The organism is Lutispora sp. QWL-02 (assembly GCF_058315355.1).
Genome location: NZ_CM177762.1, coordinates 1280522 through 1298247, shown reverse-complemented (window position 1 = coordinate 1298247; position 17726 = coordinate 1280522). Strand labels below are relative to the sequence as shown.

Here is a 17726-nt window from a genome sequence, read left to right as displayed (position 1 = left end):
GAAAAGTCACTACCGGAAACATGAATGTACCCCTATGATAGTAATGAAAAGCTATCATAGGGGTTTCTATATCCCCGATGCGGAAAGGAGCGTGAACGGATGTGCCCTGAGCCAAAGAAAGCATATAAGGTGTATCGGGCGGGAGGCCGCAACTTTCCCGTTTACCTCGAATACGACGATCAGCTTGGCGAGAGCTACCCTGCCTACCCCGACTTTGAGGAACGCCCGGAGTATACCGGCGAGGGCCGCCCTTTCGCCACGGCGGAGCAGGAGAGCTGCCCCCATTGCAAGCCCAGTATCCCGGGGAAGCCGGCCCCCGACGACTGCGGCGGCTGCGGCTGGTTTTACCGGGAACAGACACCTTACGACCCCATCGGCGTGTGTATGTGCGACGAGCGGCGGCGTGAATCTAAATCAGCAGGAGAGGAAAGAGAATGACATGAAAGCAAAGGATGGCTTTTTCATCATAGTCTAATATGTAAAGGAGGTCTTAATAATATGAAAATGACGCAAAAATTTATTTTCGGCCTGCTGCTGGCGGCGGTAATGACCTTTGTGCTGCTGCCGGCGACGGCACAGGCCGAAGGCGGCGTAACCGAGCAGTACAACCTTACCCCCGGCGGCACCTACTATTTTGACCTATCGGGTGAGAGCCTGCCGGGCACTGTAAACGACCAACTGCCCGACACCAGTCTGGAATGGGTGCCCTTCACCTATGTGGGAACGATTAACGCCTATTCCCTGGGCGCTGCCTCCAACAACGATCCTTTGGCTTCCGCCAAGGCTGTTGCCAGCGACCGCAGCCTGTTTGTGTCGGAATACACGGTGACCACCAAGGTCAACTGGGGTGACCTGAACGGCCAGAGCCTTATCTTCGGCAGAAGCTACCAAAGCGGCGGCGTTTCCTACCTTCTCCGCTCTTTGTCCGCAGGCAGCAATTTTAACAACGGGTTTGATCCGGTGACACCGGCAAACAACGAATGGGACCAGATTCTGGCCAAGAACGCCCATTATATTAAGAACTTCATGGGCGTAAATGGTTTTTCCTGGGGACAGGATACGGTTTACCACGATCCAAACCCTAAATTTACCGTGAATCGTCCCCTGCGTGGATTTTACACGGCCGGCTTTTGGCTCAGGAATGCGGAGGACTCCGATATGTGGCAATTGTGGGCTAATTGCTCATTCCGTCCCGCCCTTGAAATCACATCCGACTCCTCTACCAATCTGAAAACCATCACCTTTGATATGGGCAGCGACGGCTGCCTGGGCAGTCAGTCCGGCGAACGGAACCCGGGTTCGCTGACCTCCGCTACGGTGGTCTATACCGGACGCATTACCCTGCCGGACTTCACAGCGGACGACAGGTTTACCCATCTGAGCGCCGGCTGGGGGAAGCTCCGCTGGTCCGACGGCACTAATCTCTATGAAATGGGAAAGGAATACGACCTGCCCGCGGGGACAGTACTGAGGCCCGGATACGAGCCCGTGGCGGAGCAGTACAACCTTAAACCCGGCGGGATCTATTATTTTGACCTGTCGGGAGAAAACATTCCGGGTGAGGTTAACTACACTGATGGCGGCACTATACCTCCCTACGGCTATTGGCCCGATACCACCCTTAAATGGGTGCCCTTCCTCTATGCGGGGACGATCAACGCCTATTCCCTGGACGCAAGCTCCAGCGGCGACGCATCGGCTTCCGCCAATGCCGCAGCCAGCGACCGCAGCCTGTTCGTATCGACCTGCGACGGGACCAGCAATGTCTCCTGGGATACCTTAAACGGAAAAGGGCTCATCTTTGGCAGAGACTACCAAAGCGGAGGCATCTCCTATAGTCTCCGCTCCATGTCTATGGGCAGCAGCTTAAATGATGGTTACCCTTTTAAATGGGGGGCGCAACGGGGACTGCCGGGCAATAACGAGTGGGACCAGCTTCTGGATAAGGATGCGATTTATCAGTTCAGAGGCTGGAACTTGGCGAATTGGATTGGGTATAAAAACTATATGGGGCAGGATACAAACGCCAAAGACTCATCCATGCGTGCGATTCGTCGGCCAATATCCTATAGGGGATTCAATCGCGATTGGACTTACTCCAGCACCGATTATGTATTTGCTAGCCATTTTTTCCGCCCCGTCCTCGAAATCAAATCCCCTGCCGGAACCGAGTTGAAAACCATTACCTTTGATTTGGGTACAGGCGGCACGCTCGGTGTAAATTCACCGTCCCCAAACCCGGGGTTCGATATCGGCCCGCTGACCTCCGCCACCGTGGTCTATACCGGCTCGCTGACCCTGCCGGAAATCACGGCCGCAAACGGTTTTAACTACACAGGCCCCGGTACGGGCACCCTGGGCTGGTACGACGGAACCACGTTTTACGCGCCGGGGACGCCGGTTACCATTGCCACCGGCACGACCCTGACGGCGGGATACGGCGCCCAGAGCGGCGCCAACGACATCACCGGCTTTACGGTAACGGGACAGACAGGAGCATCAACGATTGACACCGCCAACCACACCGTGGAGTTCCATATGCCCAGCGGCACGGATGTGACTGCGCTGGCTCCGGCCATCACGGTTTCGGACAACGCCACAATTAGCCCAGCCTCGGGAACGGCACAGAACTTCAGCAGCCCTGCAAGCTACACCGTAACAGCTCAGGACAGCATAAAGCAGGTCTGGACAGTAACCTGCGTTGTTGACCCGGCAGGAGATCTCTCCGGCTTTGATGTCCAGCTGGCAGTGCCCGGCGACAAAACCGCAGGTGTAGCCTTCGACCTGAGCATAACCAACGCCAAAGGGACGGATGGCTCTGCTTTGAGCGGAGATATAAATGTCACAGTCACGGATAGTGTCTACGGTGAAGTATATAATGCACCCATTGTCTTCAACGTAGGAACGTCAGACGTTCCTGTCACCCTGACAATGACAGGCAGCCATGCCCTGACCGTAGCCGTGAACGGCGTGACCAATCCAGAAACCGTAAATGTAACGGTCGTAGCGGCTGTTACTACAGGCAGCATCAGCGGAAAGGTTCTATATAACGACGCGGGTGGTGGCAGCGGCCCGCTTGAGGGAGCTACCGTCACTGTCAATGCAGGTGGTACCGGCTACACGGCGACAACAGCTGCGGACGGCACCTACACCATAATCAATGTGCCGATAGGATCGGGTTATACCGTCACCGCCAGTAAAACAGACTATAACAGTGAGGCAGTGAATAATGTCACAGTCACAGCAGGAAGCACGACCCCAAACGTAAATTTTCTCTTGGCTGCGCCGGTTAACGGGGTTATCGCCGGTGTAGCCAAAGATATCGGGAATAACCCCATCTCTGGCGTCACCGTGAGTCTCTCCGTCAGCGGAACGGTTTACCAAGCGACAACAGACATTAGCGGAGCATATACCATTCCCAACGTACCGGTGGGATCGAACTATGCCATCACCGCCAGCAAAGCGGGATATAAAAGCGAAACAGTAAACAATGTTATTGTCACCGCTGGAAACACCTCGACTGTGGACTTTACCCTGACTCCAGCTTCTGTTGACATTGCAATAAGCATCTCCGCCATTCCGGGAGTAACCATTCCGTTAAGGGGAGCTACGCCTGTAACCGCGATAACCGAAACGGCTCAGTACACGGGAACCGTGACCTGGAGCCCCAACCACGCTGCCTTCGCAGGGGGCACGGTCTATACGGCAACTATAACGCTGACGCCGAAAGCAGGGTATACCTTGAGCGGGGTGGGAACCAACTTCTTCACAGTAGCGGGAGCCGCATCGGTAAGCAATGCGGTTGCTTCAAAGTTAGTCACAGCGGTATTCCCGAAAACCGAAGCAGTAGCAACATACACAGTGACATTTGACTCTCAGGGCGGCAGCCCAGTAGCAAGCATAACAGGTGTAGCATCAGGTTCCACCATAGCCGAACCGTCTGCGCCAGCATGGCCAAACCACACCTTCTTGGGCTGGTATAAGCAAACATCTTGTGTAAACGCTTGGGACTTTGGTACTGATACAGTAATAGGGAACATAACCCTCTACGCTAAATGGACATACAATAGCGGCAGGGATAGCAGCGGAGACGGTAGCAGAGGCAGCGGAGGCGGCAGCAATAACAGCACTCCTGCCACACCATCATATAAAGCTACCGTTATAGGTACCAACATATCAAAAACCACCTTGCCCGTCAGTGTCAATATGAATACAGGCAGCGTCACGACAGACCTTGGAATCCTGGCAAAAGACATTTTTGACAGTTCGGGGACGGCGATTCTTACAGTGCCCTCCATCCCCGGCGTTGACACTTACACTTTCGGCATACCGGCATCGGAGTTGTCCAAGACCGGTGAAAAGGGCAAACTGACCCTCAGCACAGACAAGGGCAGTATCACCATTCCGTCGAATATGCTGGCCGGCGTTTCGGGAATCATCGGAAACAAAGCGGAAATCGCTATCAGCAAGGGAGATAAAGATCATCTGCCCGATGACATAAAAACCGCCATCGGCGATAAGCCGCTTATCCAACTCACACTGTCCATAGACGGCAAGCAGACCGACTGGAGCAATCATGACGCACCGGTAACGGTATCCATCCCCTATACCCCGACAGCGGCGGAACTCGCTAATCCGGAAAGTATCGTCGTATGGTACATCGACGGCAGCGGTAATGTAATCACCACCCCCAACGGGCGCTACGATCCGGTGACGGGCATGGTTACATTCAACACCACCCACTTCAGCAACTACGCAGTAGCATATAGCAAAATGAGCTTTAACGATGTGGCTTCCAGCGCTTGGTATTACAAGGCCGTGAGCTTCATCGCAGCAAGGCAAATCACATCAGGTACGGGAAACGATAATTACAGCCCGCATGCCAAGTTGACACGCGGCGAGTTTATCGTTCTGATGATGAGAGCTTACGGTATCGCGCCGGATGCAAACCTGACCGACAACTTCTCCGACGCGGGCAATACCTACTACACCGGTCACCTTGCGGCGGCGAAGCGGCTTGGCATATCTTCAGGTATAGGCAACAACCAATATGCACCGGATAAAGAGATTGCCCGACAGGAAATGTTCACCCTGCTGTATAATGCCCTCAAGGTCATCGGGCAACTGCCCGGGACGCATGGGCGATCAGTCAGCGAAGCTGACGACCAGCCTGGAGGCGATTCCGGAAAGACACTGTCCGACTTTACCGACGCGGAACGGATTGACGCCTGGGCAAAGGAAGCCCTGACGCTGCTGGTTAAAATCGGCACCATCGGCGGCAGCAACGAAAAGCTCACACCACAGGGCACAACCACCCGCGCCGAAATGGCACAGGTGTTATATAACCTGCTGGGAAAGTAATGCAAAAAATTAGTAAGTATAAAAAGCAGAAAGCCAGCCACAAATCGTGACTGGCTTTCTGCGGCAGAATTGCTACATTATTACATGTATTTTCATTTATATCTATGCGTAAATCGCTGCATAAAAAAACCGCCAAGGAGTGTTTCCCCCTGACGGTTGTGTGCTTGCAAAAAGCAAACTTTGTAATTGTAAACATACTTGTGTGTACGTCGACATAAAATTATCTCTTACTGAATTGTGGTGCTCTTCTGGCCTTCTTTAAGCCGTATTTCTTTCTTTCCTTCATTCTTGGGTCTCTTGTCAGGAAGCCGGCCTTCTTCAGTACAGGTCTCAATTCCTTGTCAGCTTCCAGCAAAGCTCTTGATATGCCGTGTCTTATTGCGCCGGCCTGACCGGTATAGCCTCCTCCGACAACAGTTGTGAGCACATCAAATCTTCCTACTGTATTTGTCAAAACCAATGGCTGTCTTGTTATGAGCTTAAGGGTTTCCATCCCGAAATAATTGTCAATATCTCTACCATTTATGGTTATTTTCCCATCTCCAGGTACCAGTCTTACTCTGGCAACAGCGTGTTTTCTTCTGCCTGTTCCGTAATATTGAACTTTCGCCACAACTACTTCCTCCTTCCTACATTATATATTGAGTTCGAGCACTTCAGGCTTCTGAGCCTGATGTTCATGTTCCGAACCCTTATATACTTTTAATTTGCTGAACATTTTTCTGCCCAAGCTATTATGAGGAAGCATTCCTTTTACTGCTGCTTCAATGGCCCTTTCAGGTGTGTTGGCCATTATTTTTCTATAAGGAGTCTCTTTCAAGCCTCCCGGATAAAGTGAATGCTTTCTGTACATCTTCTGGTCTAATTTATTGCCTGTAAGAACAACCTTTTCTGCATTTATTATGATTACAAAATCTCCAGTATCAACATGGGGTGTATATATAGGCTTATGCTTGCCTCTTAAAATTTTTGCAACTTCACTGGCTAATCTTCCAAGGACTTTGCCTTCTGCATCTACAACATACCATTTTCTTTGAACATCTTCGGCTTTTGCCATAAATGACTTCATCCCTATACCTCCTTGCAATAGTTTTTCCCAATCCTCGTAACCCTGTATCGTAGTTACGACTGCAAATACATTACGTTATATCTGCACTTATTGAACATATTTAAAAATTAACGTCAAGCTTCAATAAGCGTTAGTTTCGAATCCCACTTAGAAACTTAAAAGCCTTCAAAGCTTCAGTAATATCTGTCTATAATTAAATGTTGTCGATACCCAGATCCGGGGCAGTGGATCAAAATTCGCAACACTAATATTCTAATACAATGTACCAAGTGTGTCAACTTAAATTTTGCCGCTAGCTTCTAGCATCAGGGTAGGGTTCTGGGGTCTGGATCGCGGCCTGCGTTTTCCTCTTAGTAATATACTTTTTCCAAACAAAGCCCATGAGCAGGCACTGTGATTCCGGCCAGCTCTCTGCTGCCTTTTCTAATGATATCCGGAATATCTTCTGTTTTTATTTTCCCGATGCTTGCATAAAGCATGGTTCCGGTTATTATTCTTACCATATTATATAGAAATCCATTGCCATGGTAAGAAATTTTTATATAGTCGCCGTCTTCCTGCACTTCTATGCTGTAGATTGTTCTGACTGTGTTTAATACAGTGCTGCCTGCAGCCATGCATGACTTAAAATCATGGGTGCCTACAAAATGTGCCGCTGCCTTTTTCATTTCCTTCATGTTCATATGCCTGCCGCAATTCACATGGTATACATAGCTTCTCATTATGGCAGGGGGAAAGAGCCCTCTGTGTATAACATAGCTGTATATCTTGGATTTGGCATCATATCTTGAGTGAAAGCTTTCTGCTGCTTCAGCGGATTCTTTTATTACAATGTCATCTTTCAGAACTGAATTAAGGGCCCATGCAAACTTTTCAGAAGGAATTCTGCTGTTTGTGATGAAATTAGCGGTTTGCCCTCTGGCGTGAACGCCTGCATCAGTCCGGCCTGCTCCAATGAGATTCACATCTTCACCGGTTATTTTCAAAATGGCATTTTGTATCTCTTCCTGAATGGAAGGAGCATTCTTTTGCATTTGCCATCCTTTATAGTTTGTTCCATCATACTCAACAATTATTCTAATATTTCTCATCTTACCAAATATCTGCTCCAGAGTATTGCAGCAAAAAAAACTATTGTGATACATATCGCCGCAAAATCCCGGAATTCAAGGATCAGCTGTTTCATTCTGGTCCTGTTTTCTCCTCCTCTATAGCATCGGGCTTCCATAGCTAATGCCAGTTCGTCAGCTCTCCTGAAGGCGCTTATAAAAAGCGGCACCAGCAGAGGAACCATAGCTTTTGCGCGACTGATAATGTTGCCCGTTTCAAAGTCCGCACCTCTGGCCATTTGAGCCTTCATTATCTTGTCTGTTTCCTCCAAAAGCGTAGGAATAAATCTCAAGGCGATTGTCATCATCATTGCCAGTTCATGAGCAGGCACCCCGATTATCTTTAAAGGATTGAGCAGTTTTTCTATGCCGTCCGTCAAAGATATAGGGGAGGTAGTCAGAGTAAGCAGTGAAGCCCCTGTTATGAGGAATATGAGCCTTAAAGCCATAAATCCGGCTTGTATCAAGCCCTCTTTGGTAATCTTGAGCTTCCATATGCTATAAATAACTTCCCCTTCTGTCATAAAAATATTTAAAGCGACAGTCAGAAGTATTATTGCTATAAGAGGCTTGAGCCCTTTAAAGAGAAGCTTTACAGGTATCTTGGAAAGAGCTACGGACATCACCATAAACGCTAAAACAAACAGATATCCAAAAAACTTATCTATAAAAAATAGTGCGGCAATAAATGCAAAGGTTATTATGATCTTTACTCTCGGGTCCAAGTTGTGGACCGGAGTGTCTCCAGGTATGTATTGTCCTATTGTTATATCCTTAAGCATCTTTCTTACCTCTAATCACATTAATAATTGCAGTCTTGGCTTCTTCTACGGAGATGCAGTCTTCTATCGGGAAGCCTTTTTTTCTGAGCTCCTTGATAAGATTTGATACCTGGGGCACTCCGAGACCGATCCTCTCCAATGTCTCCGCTTCCTTAAATACCTTTTGGGGAGTATCCAAGAACTGAATTTTACCTTTATTCATGACCAGAATTTTATCAACCAGCTTAGCGATGTCTTCCATGCTGTGAGATACTAGTATGATGGTTATTTTTTCTTTTTGGTGAAGCAATTTTATCTCGTTCAGTATTTCGTCTCTGCCTCTTGGGTCTAAGCCTGCAGTGGGTTCGTCAAGTATCAGCACCTTAGGCCTCATAGCTAATACTCCGGCTATTGCCACCCTTCTCTTTTGTCCGCCGCTAAGATCAAAGGGCGATTTGTCCTTGACCTCATCATATTTTAAGCCGACCAAACTGAGAGAAGCTTTCACTCTCTCCTGAACTTCGTCTTCACTTAATTTCAGATTAATTGGTCCGAAAGCTACATCCTTATAAACGGTTTCTTCAAAAAGCTGATGCTCCGGATATTGAAACACCAAACCTACTTTTTGCCTTATGACCTTTAGAGATGCTTCCTTTGAATTGATATCAATATCATCAATATATATTTTGCCTGAGGTAGGTTTTAATAAACCGTTCAGATGTTGAATCAATGTAGACTTTCCTGAGCCTGTATGGCCTATGAGGCCGATAAAATCACCGTCTTCAATGGTAAAAGATACATTATCCAGAGCGATGTGCTGAAACACCGTGTCTTTCATGTATATATGCACTAAGTTTTCTACTTTAATCGGCATAATTCCACCACCATTTCCTCAACGGTTAAAATATCAGAGGGTAAATTGATCCCTTCCCCGATCAGCATATGAGCAAGCTCAGTGACTTGGGGAACATCAAGGCCTATGGCTTTTATTTCTTCAACCTTTGAAAAAACCTCCTTGGGCGTTCCTTGCATCACTACCTGGCCTTCTTCCATAACATATATTCTATCAGCATTTACGGCTTCATCCATATAGTGAGTTATCAATACTATTGTAATATTTTCTTCTTTGTTCAGTTTTTTTATGGTTTCAATAACTTCCTTGCGGCCTGATGGATCAAGCATTGCAGTAGGTTCGTCAAGTATTATGCATCGGGGTTTCATCGCAAGTATGCCCGCTATAGCAATCCTCTGCTTCTGCCCCCCTGATAAAAGGTGAGGGCTGTGCTTCCTGTATTCAAACATATCAACAGTAAGGAGAGCCTCGTCCACTCTTTTTCTTATATCCTTGGGATTTATCCCCAGGTTTTCGGGCCCGAATGCCACATCCTCTTCAACTATTGTTGCAACGATTTGATTATCAGGATTCTGAAATACCATGCCTGCAGTTTGTCTTATATTCCATAAATTTTTTTCATCTCTTGTATCCATTCCGCTTATGTATACTGATCCCTCAAAGGGCAGTAACAAAGCATTCAAATGCTTGGCAAAGGTAGATTTACCGGAGCCGTTATGGCCCAATACGGCGATAAATTCGCCTTCCTTTACCTCAATATTTATCCCCTTTAAAGCAAAAAAATCGCTGCCTTCATGATTTGAATATTTAAATGTTACATTCTCAGTTTTTATCATATTTAAGATACCCTCTTTAATATCAAACAGTACTTTTAGTTTTACTGTAATAGCCCTTTTTAGCAGTTTATGAATCTTAGTTATTCTAACTGATATAAGAGTGCAGCTAAGTCCAGTGCCCCAGGGCATCTTCTCTTGCCCTGCGGGCAATTAACCTTACATGAACTCGACTAACATTCAGTGGAGTTGAAACCCCACTAAATAAAGTCTCGCTCAATGTGAAAAGGCTTAGTTACAAATTCTTAGTCTCGGAGCTTTCGCAATCGTTATCAGTTAGAATAACAGAATACATCCATAAAAAACATGGGACTAAGCATAGACTTAATCCCCAGCCCCAATGTAATTAAACTAATTCCAACAGTACTACTTCAACACCGTCTCCACGTCTTGGAGCTACCTTTAGTATCCTGGTGTATCCGCCATTCTTTTCCTTATATTTTGGTGCAATTTCATCAAACAGTTTCTTAACTACGTCTTCTTTTGTTATATATGATAATGCTTGACGCCTAGCATGAAGATCGCCTTTTTTGCCAAGGGTTATCATCTTTTCAGCTATGCTCTGAGTTTCTTTCGCTCTTGTAGCCGTAGTCATGATTTTATCATGCTCAAGCAATGCGGTAACAAGATTTCTGAGCATTGCTTTTCTTTGATCGCTAGTACGTCCCAGCTTCCTGTATCCTGCCATGACTATACCTCCTTATCGCTTAATCGTCGCTTGGTTTTAAGCTTAAACTTAGTGCCTCAAGTTTTTGCTGAACTTCTTCGAGAGATTTCTTGCCCAAATTCCTTACCTTCATCATATCTTCTTCAGTTCTTTGGGTGAGCTCTTCTACGGTATTGATTCCGGCTCTCTTTAAGCAGTTGAAAGATCTTACGGAAAGATCCAATTCCTCGATGGTCATTTCCAATACCTTGTCACGCTTGTCTTCTTCTTTTTCCACAAGTATTTCAACATCCCCTACATGATCGGTAAGGGTAATAAAGAGGTTTAAATGCTCGCTTAGTATCTTTGCTCCTAAGCTGGCTGCTTCATCCGGACTGATTGCTCCGTTTGTCCAAATCTCAAGGGTCAGCTTGTCATAATCTGTTCTGTTGCCTACACGGGTATTTTCTACGCTGTAGTTTACCTTCCTGACCGGGGTAAAAATGGAGTCTATAGGTATCACTCCAATAGGCTGGTTAGCTTGTTTGTTCCTCTCAGCCGTAATATAACCCCTGCCCTTTTCTACGGTCATTTCCATATATAGCCTTGAGCCTTCGCCCAGTGTAGCTATATATAGATCAGGATTTATTATCTCAATATCCGGATCGGCAGTAATATCAGCAGCTGTTACTATGCCTTCCCCCTGAGCATCAATCTTTATTACCTTGCTGCTGTCTCCATGCATTTTCAATGCAAGATTTTTGATGTTAAGTATTATCTCAACAACATCTTCAGCAACACCGGGAATAGTAGAAAATTCATGCAGTACAGTATCAATCTTTACCTGTGTAACCGCGGCACCGGGAAGAGAGGAAAGAAGTATTCTCCTCAAGGAATTTCCAAGGGTAGTCCCATTCCCTCTTTCCAAAGGTTCCACCACAAATTTGCCATACTTTGAGTCTTCCGACATTTCTACGCACTCGATTTTCGGCTTTTCTATCTCTATCATCCTATTAAAACCCTCCTTATATTAACCATACTTATATTTTTGCGAGGGTAACTGATTCTAATTCCATTACTTAGAATATAACTCAACAATCAGGTGCTCTTCTATAGGCATATCTATGTCTTCCCTTACCGGAAGTGATATTACCCTTGCTTCCATCATTTCTGCGTTGACGGATAACCATTGAGGAGCTGTCTTTGCTGCAGCTGCTTCTGCAAGCTCCTTGAATTTATCTGAATTTTTGCTGCTGGCTTTTACTGCAATCAAATCATTCAACTCTATTTGATAAGACGGAATGTCAACCTTTTTGCCATTTACAGTGAAATGTCCATGTCTTACAAGCTGTCTTGCTTCATTCCTTGAATTTCCAAAGCCCATTCTGAAAACTACATTGTCAAGCCTTTGTTCGAGGAGCCTCAAAAGGTTTTCACCGGTTACTCCTTTTATTCTTTCAGCTTTTTCAAAGTATAATCTGAACTGGTTTTCTAAAATTCCATATATTCTTCTTACTTTTTGCTTCTCTCTTAATTGAAGTCCGTAGTTGGAAATCTTTTTCCTGCTCTGACCATGCTGACCCGGAGCATAATTTCTCCTGGCTATAGAGCATTTGTCAGTGTAGCATCTATCACCTTTGAGATAAAGCTTCATGCCTTCTCTTCTGCATAATCTGCATACTGCATCGGTATATCTAGCCAATCGTCACACCTCCTGTTTATTAAACTCTTCTACGTTTTGGCGGTCTGCAGCCGTTATGTGGTATGGGGGTAACATCCTTTATCATGCTTACTTCAAGTCCTGCAGCCTGCAATGACCTGATAGCTGCTTCCCTGCCTGATCCAGGTCCCTTAACATAAACTTCAATGGATTTCAATCCATGCTCCATAGCTCCTTTGGCAGCCACCTCCGCAGCCATTTGAGCAGCAAATGGCGTGCTCTTTTTCGAGCCTCTGAATCCTAAAGATCCCGCACTGGACCATGAAAGGGCGTTGCCTGTTGCATCAGTGAGGGTAACTATTGTATTGTTGAATGTTGATTGGATATGGGCTGCTCCTTTTTCAACATTTTTACGTTCTCTTCTTTTTCTTGTCCTTTTTGCCTTTGGCTTTGCAACCATTAAATTATACCTCCTTTTCTTAGGAAATCATTTTACTTTTTTCTCTTTACTCCGACTGTTCTCTTCGGGCCTTTTCTTGTTCTTGCATTCGTCTTAGTTCTTTGTCCTCTTACAGGCAAACCTTTTCTATGACGAACGCCTCTAAAGCAACCGATTTCAACAAGTCTTTTTATGGCTAGTGAAACCTCTCTCTTTAAGTCGCCTTCAACCTTATGGTTTTTATCTATTGCTTCTCTCAATCTTCCTACTTCAGCTTCAGTAAGGTCTTTAACCCTTGTTTCGGGGTTAACACCGGCTTCAGCTAAAATCTTGTTTGATGTTTTTCTACCAATTCCATATATATAAGTGAGGCCTATTTCTACTCTCTTTTCCCTCGGTAAGTCAACACCGGCGATTCTTGCCATTAATCTCTACACCTCCAACTGTATGTTAAATCTAATATATGAAAATCCGCTGAGGGCATCTAAAAGATGCAGCCGCTCCCTCAGGAGGATTTTAACCTTGTTTTTGCTTGTGCTTGGGGTTTTCGCAGATTATCATAACTCTGCCTTTTCTTTTTATTACTTTGCACTTTTCGCATATAGGTTTTACCGATGGTCTAACCTTCATTTTAAACCCTCCTCGATCATTTACCGCGCCATGTGATTCTTCCCCTGGTGAGATCATAGGGCGATAGTTCAACTGTTACTTTATCTCCGGGTAATATTCTGATAAAATTCATTCTTAATTTTCCTGATATATGAGCTAAAATTGTATGCTTATTCTCCAGTTCTACTACAAAATTCGCATTTGGCAAGGCTTCTACAACTTTGCCTTCAACTTCAATTACGTCTTGTTTTGACATAAGGTAATCAGACCTCCTGTTCCTTTTTACTTAAAAGAGCTAAATATTTTTTAATTTCGCAGTCTTCAACTTTTATATTAGAAAGTAGCTTTTCCTTTATTAAATCGGCTATAATACCGGTTGACTTAAGGTGTTTAAACTTCTTTTTCTTAGGTTTATCCACCTTTCTCAAGTCCCCATCTGAAATATAGACATAGTTGTCATCTATTATACTGAGAACGATGAATTTTCTTCCTTCATCTCTTCCTGCAGTTGAATAGACTATTTGGCCCGGCTGCATATTCTTCATTGCAATCACCCCAACTATAGCTTTGTCAATATTTCAGGCCCATTGGCAGTTATGACTATTGTGTTCTCGTAATGTGCTGAAAGACTTCCGTCTGATGTGACTACTGTCCATCCGTCAGAAAGAGTTCTCACATGAAACTTTCCTTCATTTATCATAGGTTCAATAGCCAATGTCAATCCGGCTGCTAGTCTAGGCCCTCTTTTAGGCAGACCGTAATTAGGTACTTGAGGATCCTCGTGCATATTTTTGCCGATCCCGTGGCCTACAAGGGATCTTACAACTGAAAATCCGTTGGACTCAACATGTACTTGTATAGCGTGGGATATATCCTGAAGCCTGTTGCCCTCCTGGGCATATTCTACTCCTGCAAAAAAGCTTTCTTCGGCAACTTTTATGAGTCTCTTGGCTTTTTCAGAGCAGTTTCCGACTTCAAAGGTTCTGGCGGCATCTCCGCAGTAGCCATTATAGAATGCTCCAACATCTATTCCAATAATGTCTCCGTCACGTAAAACCCTATGGCCAGGTATTCCATGCACTACCTCTTCATTAACTGAAGCGCACACACTGGCAGGATAACCATTGTATCCCAGAAAGGCGGGTATTCCTCCGCTTTTCCTAATATGCTCTTCTGCCAGCTGATCTATCTCTTTAGTAGTAATTCCAGGTTGGATTACCTCTTTCATCTTTTCAAGAACTTCGGCAACTATTCTTCCTGCCGACCTCATGATTTCGATTTCTCTATCTGACTTAATATACATAGGCTTACTCCAGAGCTTTGCATATTTCTGCAAATACGGTATCGGTATCTGCTTCGCCGTCTATGGTTTTCAGCATGCCTTTTTTCGTATAATAGTCTATGAGAGGTTGTGTCTGATTTTTGTATACTAAAAGTCTATTCTTAACAGTTTCTTCTTTATCGTCATCTCTGGTGTAAAGCTCTCCTCCACACAAATCACAGACATCTTCAACTTTTGGCTTACTAAACTTTGAGTGGTAGGTGGCTCCACACTTTCTGCAAACCAGCCTTCCGGTGAGCCTGCCTATGAGAACTTCATCTTCAACTTCAATATTGATGACCCCGTCCAGCTTTATGCCAAGCTTGCTTAATTCTGTTTCCAAAGCATCCGCCTGGTCAACGGTCCTCGGAAAACCGTCTAAAAGGAACCCTTTAGCGCAGTCCTCCTCCACCAGTCTGTCTTTCACAATGTCAACCACCAATTCATCCGGAACCAGAAGACCCTTATCCATATATTCTTTTGCTTTTAAACCTAATTCTGTTTTTTCCTTTAAGTTTTTTCTAAATATGTCGCCTGTAGATATATGGGGTATATTGTATTCTTCTACCAATTTTACAGCCTGTGTACCTTTTCCGGCTCCAGGAGGTCCCAATAATACAATTCTCATTTACATACATCTCCAATCTGCAAATTACTTCAAGAAGCCTTGATAATTTCTCATTATCATCTGAGCTTCAATTTGTTTAACAGTTTCCATGGCGACACTCACAACTATAAGCAAGGAAGTACTTCCAAAGAATATTTTTATATTGGTAAATGCCATTATGAATATGGGCAATATCGCTATTAAAGCTAAGAAAACGGCACCAACCAAAGTGATTCTGGACAATGATCTTTGTATAAAATCTGAAGTTGGTTTTCCAGGTCTGATGCCGGGTATAAAACCACCGTATTTCTTTATATTATTGGATACTTCTACGGGATTGAATGTTACTGCAGTATAGAAGTAAGTGAAACCAATAATCAGCAATGCGTATAGTATTCCATGAAGCCATGTACCCCATGCGAAATATTTGTTAAAGAAAGCATATGCTCCGCTTCCGGGGAAGAATCCTACAATCTGCTTCGGGAATTCAATTATTGACATTGCAAATATTACAGGTATAACTCCTGCCTGATTTACTTTAAGAGGAATATGTGAGCTCTGCCCACCATACATTTTCCTTCCGACTACTCTTTTTGCATATTGTACGGGTATTCTTCTCTGGCCTTCCTGTATCATGACAACACCCATGATAATGATTACAGCCAGTATTACAAAGCCTATGATCTCAAATATTGAGGCCGTTTTTGCCTTGTATAGCTGAAATATCTGGTTTGCACCAACAGGGATTCTGGATACAATACCTGCAAATATTATAAGGGATATACCGTTTCCTACTCCCTTTTCTGTTATGAGTTCTCCCAACCACATCAAGAAAGCTGTTCCAGCAGTGAGTGATAAAGCAACTAAAGTAACAGACATGAAATCTGTTTTAAGGAGATATCCCTTTAATCCTATACTTAAAGCCGTTGCCTGTATCAATGCTAATACAACAGTTCCGTATCTTGTGTATTGTGCTATTTTCTTTCTTCCCTCTTCTCCCTCTTTTGCAAGAGCTTCGAGGCTTGGTATAGCGATAGTCAACAACTGCATTATAATAGAGGCGTTAATATATGGTGATATGTTCATTGCAAATATTGCAAAATTCTTAAATGCTCCACCAGAAATCACATCAAAGAAGCCCAGCAATCCGCCTGATTCAATCAATCTGGCTAGAGCTTCCGTATTCATCCCGGGTACAGGGATAAAGCTTCCTAATCTAAATATTACAAGCATTAAAAGGGTGAATATCATCCTTTTCCTGAGATCCGGTATTTTCCATGCATTTCTAATAGTATTGAACACCTTAAATCACCTCTACCTTTCCTCCTGATGCTGTTATCTTCTCCTCTGCAGTCTTACTGAATTTATGAGCCTTAACTGTTAACTGTTTGTTTAAGTCGCCATTTCCTAATATTTTAATCCCGCTTTTTTCTGCTTTGACCAATCCAACTGCTTTTAAGTCTTCAGGAGTGACTACAGCTCCGCTCTCAAAAACATCCAGATCGCTTACATTAACTATAGCATATTCTTTTCTGAATATATTGGTAAATCCTACTTTAGGAAGTCTTCTATACAAAGGCATCTGGCCGCCTTCAAAACCTATCCTTACACCGCCGCCTGAACGAGAGCCTTGTCCTTTTTGTCCTCTGCCGCTAGTTTTTCCTTGACCGCTGGCTGTGCCTCTGCCTCTTCTTTTTCTTTCTCTCGTAGAACCTTCAGCAGGTTTTAGTTCATGTAATTTCATGGCTGTTTACACCTCCTTTACTATATTTCCTCAACTTCCAACAAGAATGATACCTTGTTTATCATTCCTCTTATCTGAGGAGTATCATCTTGTTCAACTATGCTGTTCACTTTTTTTAAGCCTAATGCTTTTACTGTGTCTATCTGGTCTTTTTTTCTGCCGATTATGCTCTTAACCAGCTTTATTCTTATTTTAGCCAAGGTACTTCCCCCCTAACCTAGTATCTCTTCAACTGTTTTCCCGCGCAGTTCAGCAACTTCTTCTGCTGTCTTGAGGGATGAGAGGCCTTCTATTGTTGCGTTGACCATATTTCTAGGGTTATTGGATCTCAAGGATTTTGTTCTTATATCCCTGATACCCGCCAATTCCAGAACCGACCTTACTGGTCCGCCTGCTATAACTCCGGTACCTTCAGCAGCAGGCATTAAAAGTACTCTTCCTGAGCCTGATTTTCCTATTACTTCATGAGGAATTGTAGTTCCTACGATAGGCACCTTTATCATATTCTTTTTAGCATCTTCTATGCCTTTTTTTATTGCATCCGGAATTTCTATCGATTTTCCAGTTCCTACGCCTACATAGCCGTTTCCGTCTCCGACTACAACAATGGCACTGAATCGAAAGTTTCTTCCGCCTTTAACAACCTTAGCAACTCTGTTTATGGCAACAACCTTTTCTTTAAGGTCTAACTTGCCGGCGTCAATTGGCTGCATT

Annotated in this window: 21 protein-coding genes; 1 reads left to right on the top strand and 20 read right to left on the bottom strand. The window is 44.6% G+C overall.

The window, feature by feature from the left end; all coding sequences use genetic code 11:
• The first annotated feature begins 498 nt into the window (after window positions 1-498).
• Entirely contained in the window at window positions 499-5361 is a 4863-nt protein-coding gene (locus tag AC4HCY_RS05830; protein ID WP_491095548.1) for an S-layer homology domain-containing protein, read from the top strand.
• A gap of 220 nt (window positions 5362-5581) precedes the next feature.
• Here AC4HCY_RS05830 and rpsI read toward each other — a convergent pair whose 3' ends face one another.
• From rpsI to rpsE, 20 genes are all read right to left on the bottom strand, one after another.
• Window positions 5582-5974, bottom strand: a complete 393-nt coding sequence (gene rpsI / locus AC4HCY_RS05825) for a 30S ribosomal protein S9 (protein ID WP_255228426.1) — start codon at window positions 5972-5974, stop codon at window positions 5582-5584.
• Between the two features lie 21 nt (window positions 5975-5995).
• The gene (rplM, locus tag AC4HCY_RS05820) at window positions 5996-6430 is read right to left on the bottom strand and encodes a 50S ribosomal protein L13 (RefSeq protein WP_323433217.1); all 435 of its coding nucleotides are present in this window, start codon (window positions 6428-6430) and stop codon (window positions 5996-5998) included.
• 350 nt (window positions 6431-6780) lie between these two features.
• Window positions 6781-7521: a tRNA pseudouridine(38-40) synthase TruA gene (gene truA / locus AC4HCY_RS05815; RefSeq protein WP_491095547.1), complete on the bottom strand. Its 741-nt coding sequence runs from the start codon at window positions 7519-7521 to the stop codon at window positions 6781-6783.
• Window positions 7518-8321 carry an energy-coupling factor transporter transmembrane component T family protein gene (locus AC4HCY_RS05810; RefSeq protein WP_323433219.1) on the bottom strand — a complete coding sequence of 268 codons (804 nt, stop codon included), beginning with the start codon at window positions 8319-8321 and terminating at the stop codon, window positions 7518-7520. Before AC4HCY_RS05810 ends, truA begins: the two co-directional genes overlap by 4 nt.
• Window positions 8314-9174 (bottom strand): energy-coupling factor transporter ATPase, encoded by an 861-nt coding sequence (locus AC4HCY_RS05805; protein ID WP_323433220.1) that lies wholly within the window; start codon window positions 9172-9174, stop codon window positions 8314-8316. The genes AC4HCY_RS05810 and AC4HCY_RS05805 overlap by 8 nt, the downstream gene beginning before the upstream one ends.
• A complete protein-coding gene (locus AC4HCY_RS05800; protein WP_323433221.1) occupies window positions 9159-9989 on the bottom strand; it encodes an energy-coupling factor transporter ATPase in 831 nt (276 codons plus the stop codon). The genes AC4HCY_RS05805 and AC4HCY_RS05800 overlap by 16 nt, the downstream gene beginning before the upstream one ends.
• Before the next feature lie 343 nt (window positions 9990-10332).
• On the bottom strand, window positions 10333-10674 hold the full coding sequence (rplQ, locus tag AC4HCY_RS05795) for a 50S ribosomal protein L17 (protein WP_323433222.1): 342 nt from the start codon (window positions 10672-10674) through the stop codon (window positions 10333-10335).
• 19 nt (window positions 10675-10693) lie between these two features.
• Window positions 10694-11641 (bottom strand): DNA-directed RNA polymerase subunit alpha, encoded by a 948-nt coding sequence (locus AC4HCY_RS05790; protein WP_323433223.1) that lies wholly within the window; start codon window positions 11639-11641, stop codon window positions 10694-10696.
• Between the two features lie 66 nt (window positions 11642-11707).
• The gene (rpsD, locus tag AC4HCY_RS05785) at window positions 11708-12334 is read right to left on the bottom strand and encodes a 30S ribosomal protein S4 (RefSeq protein ID WP_323433224.1); all 627 of its coding nucleotides are present in this window, start codon (window positions 12332-12334) and stop codon (window positions 11708-11710) included.
• Between the two features lie 19 nt (window positions 12335-12353).
• Window positions 12354-12752, bottom strand: a complete 399-nt coding sequence (gene rpsK, locus AC4HCY_RS05780) for a 30S ribosomal protein S11 (RefSeq protein ID WP_255228435.1) — start codon at window positions 12750-12752, stop codon at window positions 12354-12356.
• Window positions 12753-12784: 32 nt separating this feature from the next.
• Complete coding sequence (gene rpsM, locus AC4HCY_RS05775) at window positions 12785-13156, bottom strand: 30S ribosomal protein S13 (protein WP_323433225.1); 372 nt, start codon at window positions 13154-13156, stop codon at window positions 12785-12787.
• A gap of 91 nt (window positions 13157-13247) precedes the next feature.
• A complete protein-coding gene (rpmJ, locus tag AC4HCY_RS05770; RefSeq protein WP_015617468.1) occupies window positions 13248-13361 on the bottom strand; it encodes a 50S ribosomal protein L36 in 114 nt (37 codons plus the stop codon).
• Window positions 13362-13377: 16 nt separating this feature from the next.
• Window positions 13378-13596: a translation initiation factor IF-1 gene (gene infA, locus AC4HCY_RS05765; RefSeq protein WP_323433226.1), complete on the bottom strand. Its 219-nt coding sequence runs from the start codon at window positions 13594-13596 to the stop codon at window positions 13378-13380.
• Between the two features lie 7 nt (window positions 13597-13603).
• Complete coding sequence (locus AC4HCY_RS05760; RefSeq protein ID WP_255228438.1) at window positions 13604-13885, bottom strand: KOW domain-containing RNA-binding protein; 282 nt, start codon at window positions 13883-13885, stop codon at window positions 13604-13606.
• A 14-nt stretch (window positions 13886-13899) separates the two neighbouring features.
• A complete protein-coding gene (gene map / locus AC4HCY_RS05755) occupies window positions 13900-14643 on the bottom strand; it encodes a type I methionyl aminopeptidase (RefSeq protein ID WP_323433227.1) in 744 nt (247 codons plus the stop codon).
• Between the two features lie 4 nt (window positions 14644-14647).
• Window positions 14648-15289: an adenylate kinase gene (locus AC4HCY_RS05750; protein WP_323433228.1), complete on the bottom strand. Its 642-nt coding sequence runs from the start codon at window positions 15287-15289 to the stop codon at window positions 14648-14650.
• A 24-nt stretch (window positions 15290-15313) separates the two neighbouring features.
• A complete protein-coding gene (secY, locus tag AC4HCY_RS05745; protein WP_323433229.1) occupies window positions 15314-16570 on the bottom strand; it encodes a preprotein translocase subunit SecY in 1257 nt (418 codons plus the stop codon).
• Window position 16571: 1 nt separating this feature from the next.
• A complete protein-coding gene (rplO, locus tag AC4HCY_RS05740) occupies window positions 16572-17012 on the bottom strand; it encodes a 50S ribosomal protein L15 (RefSeq protein WP_323433230.1) in 441 nt (146 codons plus the stop codon).
• Between the two features lie 20 nt (window positions 17013-17032).
• On the bottom strand, window positions 17033-17212 hold the full coding sequence (gene rpmD, locus AC4HCY_RS05735; RefSeq protein WP_323433231.1) for a 50S ribosomal protein L30: 180 nt from the start codon (window positions 17210-17212) through the stop codon (window positions 17033-17035).
• Window positions 17213-17224: 12 nt separating this feature from the next.
• On the bottom strand, window positions 17225-17725 hold the full coding sequence (gene rpsE, locus AC4HCY_RS05730; protein ID WP_255228444.1) for a 30S ribosomal protein S5: 501 nt from the start codon (window positions 17723-17725) through the stop codon (window positions 17225-17227).
• Window position 17726: the final 1 nt, after the last annotated feature.

Coding starts and splice junctions, on each gene's coding strand:
- map (WP_323433227.1), bottom strand. CDS start 14,643: ATGTATATTAAGTCAGATAGAGAAATCGAAATCATGAGGTCGGCAGGA.
- rplM (WP_323433217.1), bottom strand. CDS start 6,430: ATGAAGTCATTTATGGCAAAAGCCGAAGATGTTCAAAGAAAATGGTAT.
- infA (WP_323433226.1), bottom strand. CDS start 13,596: ATGTCAAAACAAGACGTAATTGAAGTTGAAGGCAAAGTTGTAGAAGCC.
- rplO (WP_323433230.1), bottom strand. CDS start 17,012: ATGAAATTACATGAACTAAAACCTGCTGAAGGTTCTACGAGAGAAAGA.
- AC4HCY_RS05805 (WP_323433220.1), bottom strand. CDS start 9,174: ATGCCGATTAAAGTAGAAAACTTAGTGCATATATACATGAAAGACACG.
- AC4HCY_RS05790 (WP_323433223.1), bottom strand. CDS start 11,641: ATGATAGAGATAGAAAAGCCGAAAATCGAGTGCGTAGAAATGTCGGAA.
- rplQ (WP_323433222.1), bottom strand. CDS start 10,674: ATGGCAGGATACAGGAAGCTGGGACGTACTAGCGATCAAAGAAAAGCA.
- rpmJ (WP_015617468.1), bottom strand. CDS start 13,361: ATGAAGGTTAGACCATCGGTAAAACCTATATGCGAAAAGTGCAAAGTA.
- rpsE (WP_255228444.1), bottom strand. CDS start 17,725: ATGCAGCCAATTGACGCCGGCAAGTTAGACCTTAAAGAAAAGGTTGTT.
- AC4HCY_RS05750 (WP_323433228.1), bottom strand. CDS start 15,289: ATGAGAATTGTATTATTGGGACCTCCTGGAGCCGGAAAAGGTACACAG.
- AC4HCY_RS05810 (WP_323433219.1), bottom strand. CDS start 8,321: ATGCTTAAGGATATAACAATAGGACAATACATACCTGGAGACACTCCG.
- rpsK (WP_255228435.1), bottom strand. CDS start 12,752: ATGGTTGCAAAGCCAAAGGCAAAAAGGACAAGAAAAAGAAGAGAACGT.
- truA (WP_491095547.1), bottom strand. CDS start 7,521: ATGAGAAATATTAGAATAATTGTTGAGTATGATGGAACAAACTATAAA.
- rpsM (WP_323433225.1), bottom strand. CDS start 13,156: ATGGCAAGAATCGCCGGTGTTGACTTACCGAGGGAAAAGAGAGTAGAA.
- AC4HCY_RS05830 (WP_491095548.1), top strand. CDS start 499: ATGAAAATGACGCAAAAATTTATTTTCGGCCTGCTGCTGGCGGCGGTA.
- AC4HCY_RS05760 (WP_255228438.1), bottom strand. CDS start 13,885: ATGAAGAATATGCAGCCGGGCCAAATAGTCTATTCAACTGCAGGAAGA.
- AC4HCY_RS05800 (WP_323433221.1), bottom strand. CDS start 9,989: ATGATAAAAACTGAGAATGTAACATTTAAATATTCAAATCATGAAGGC.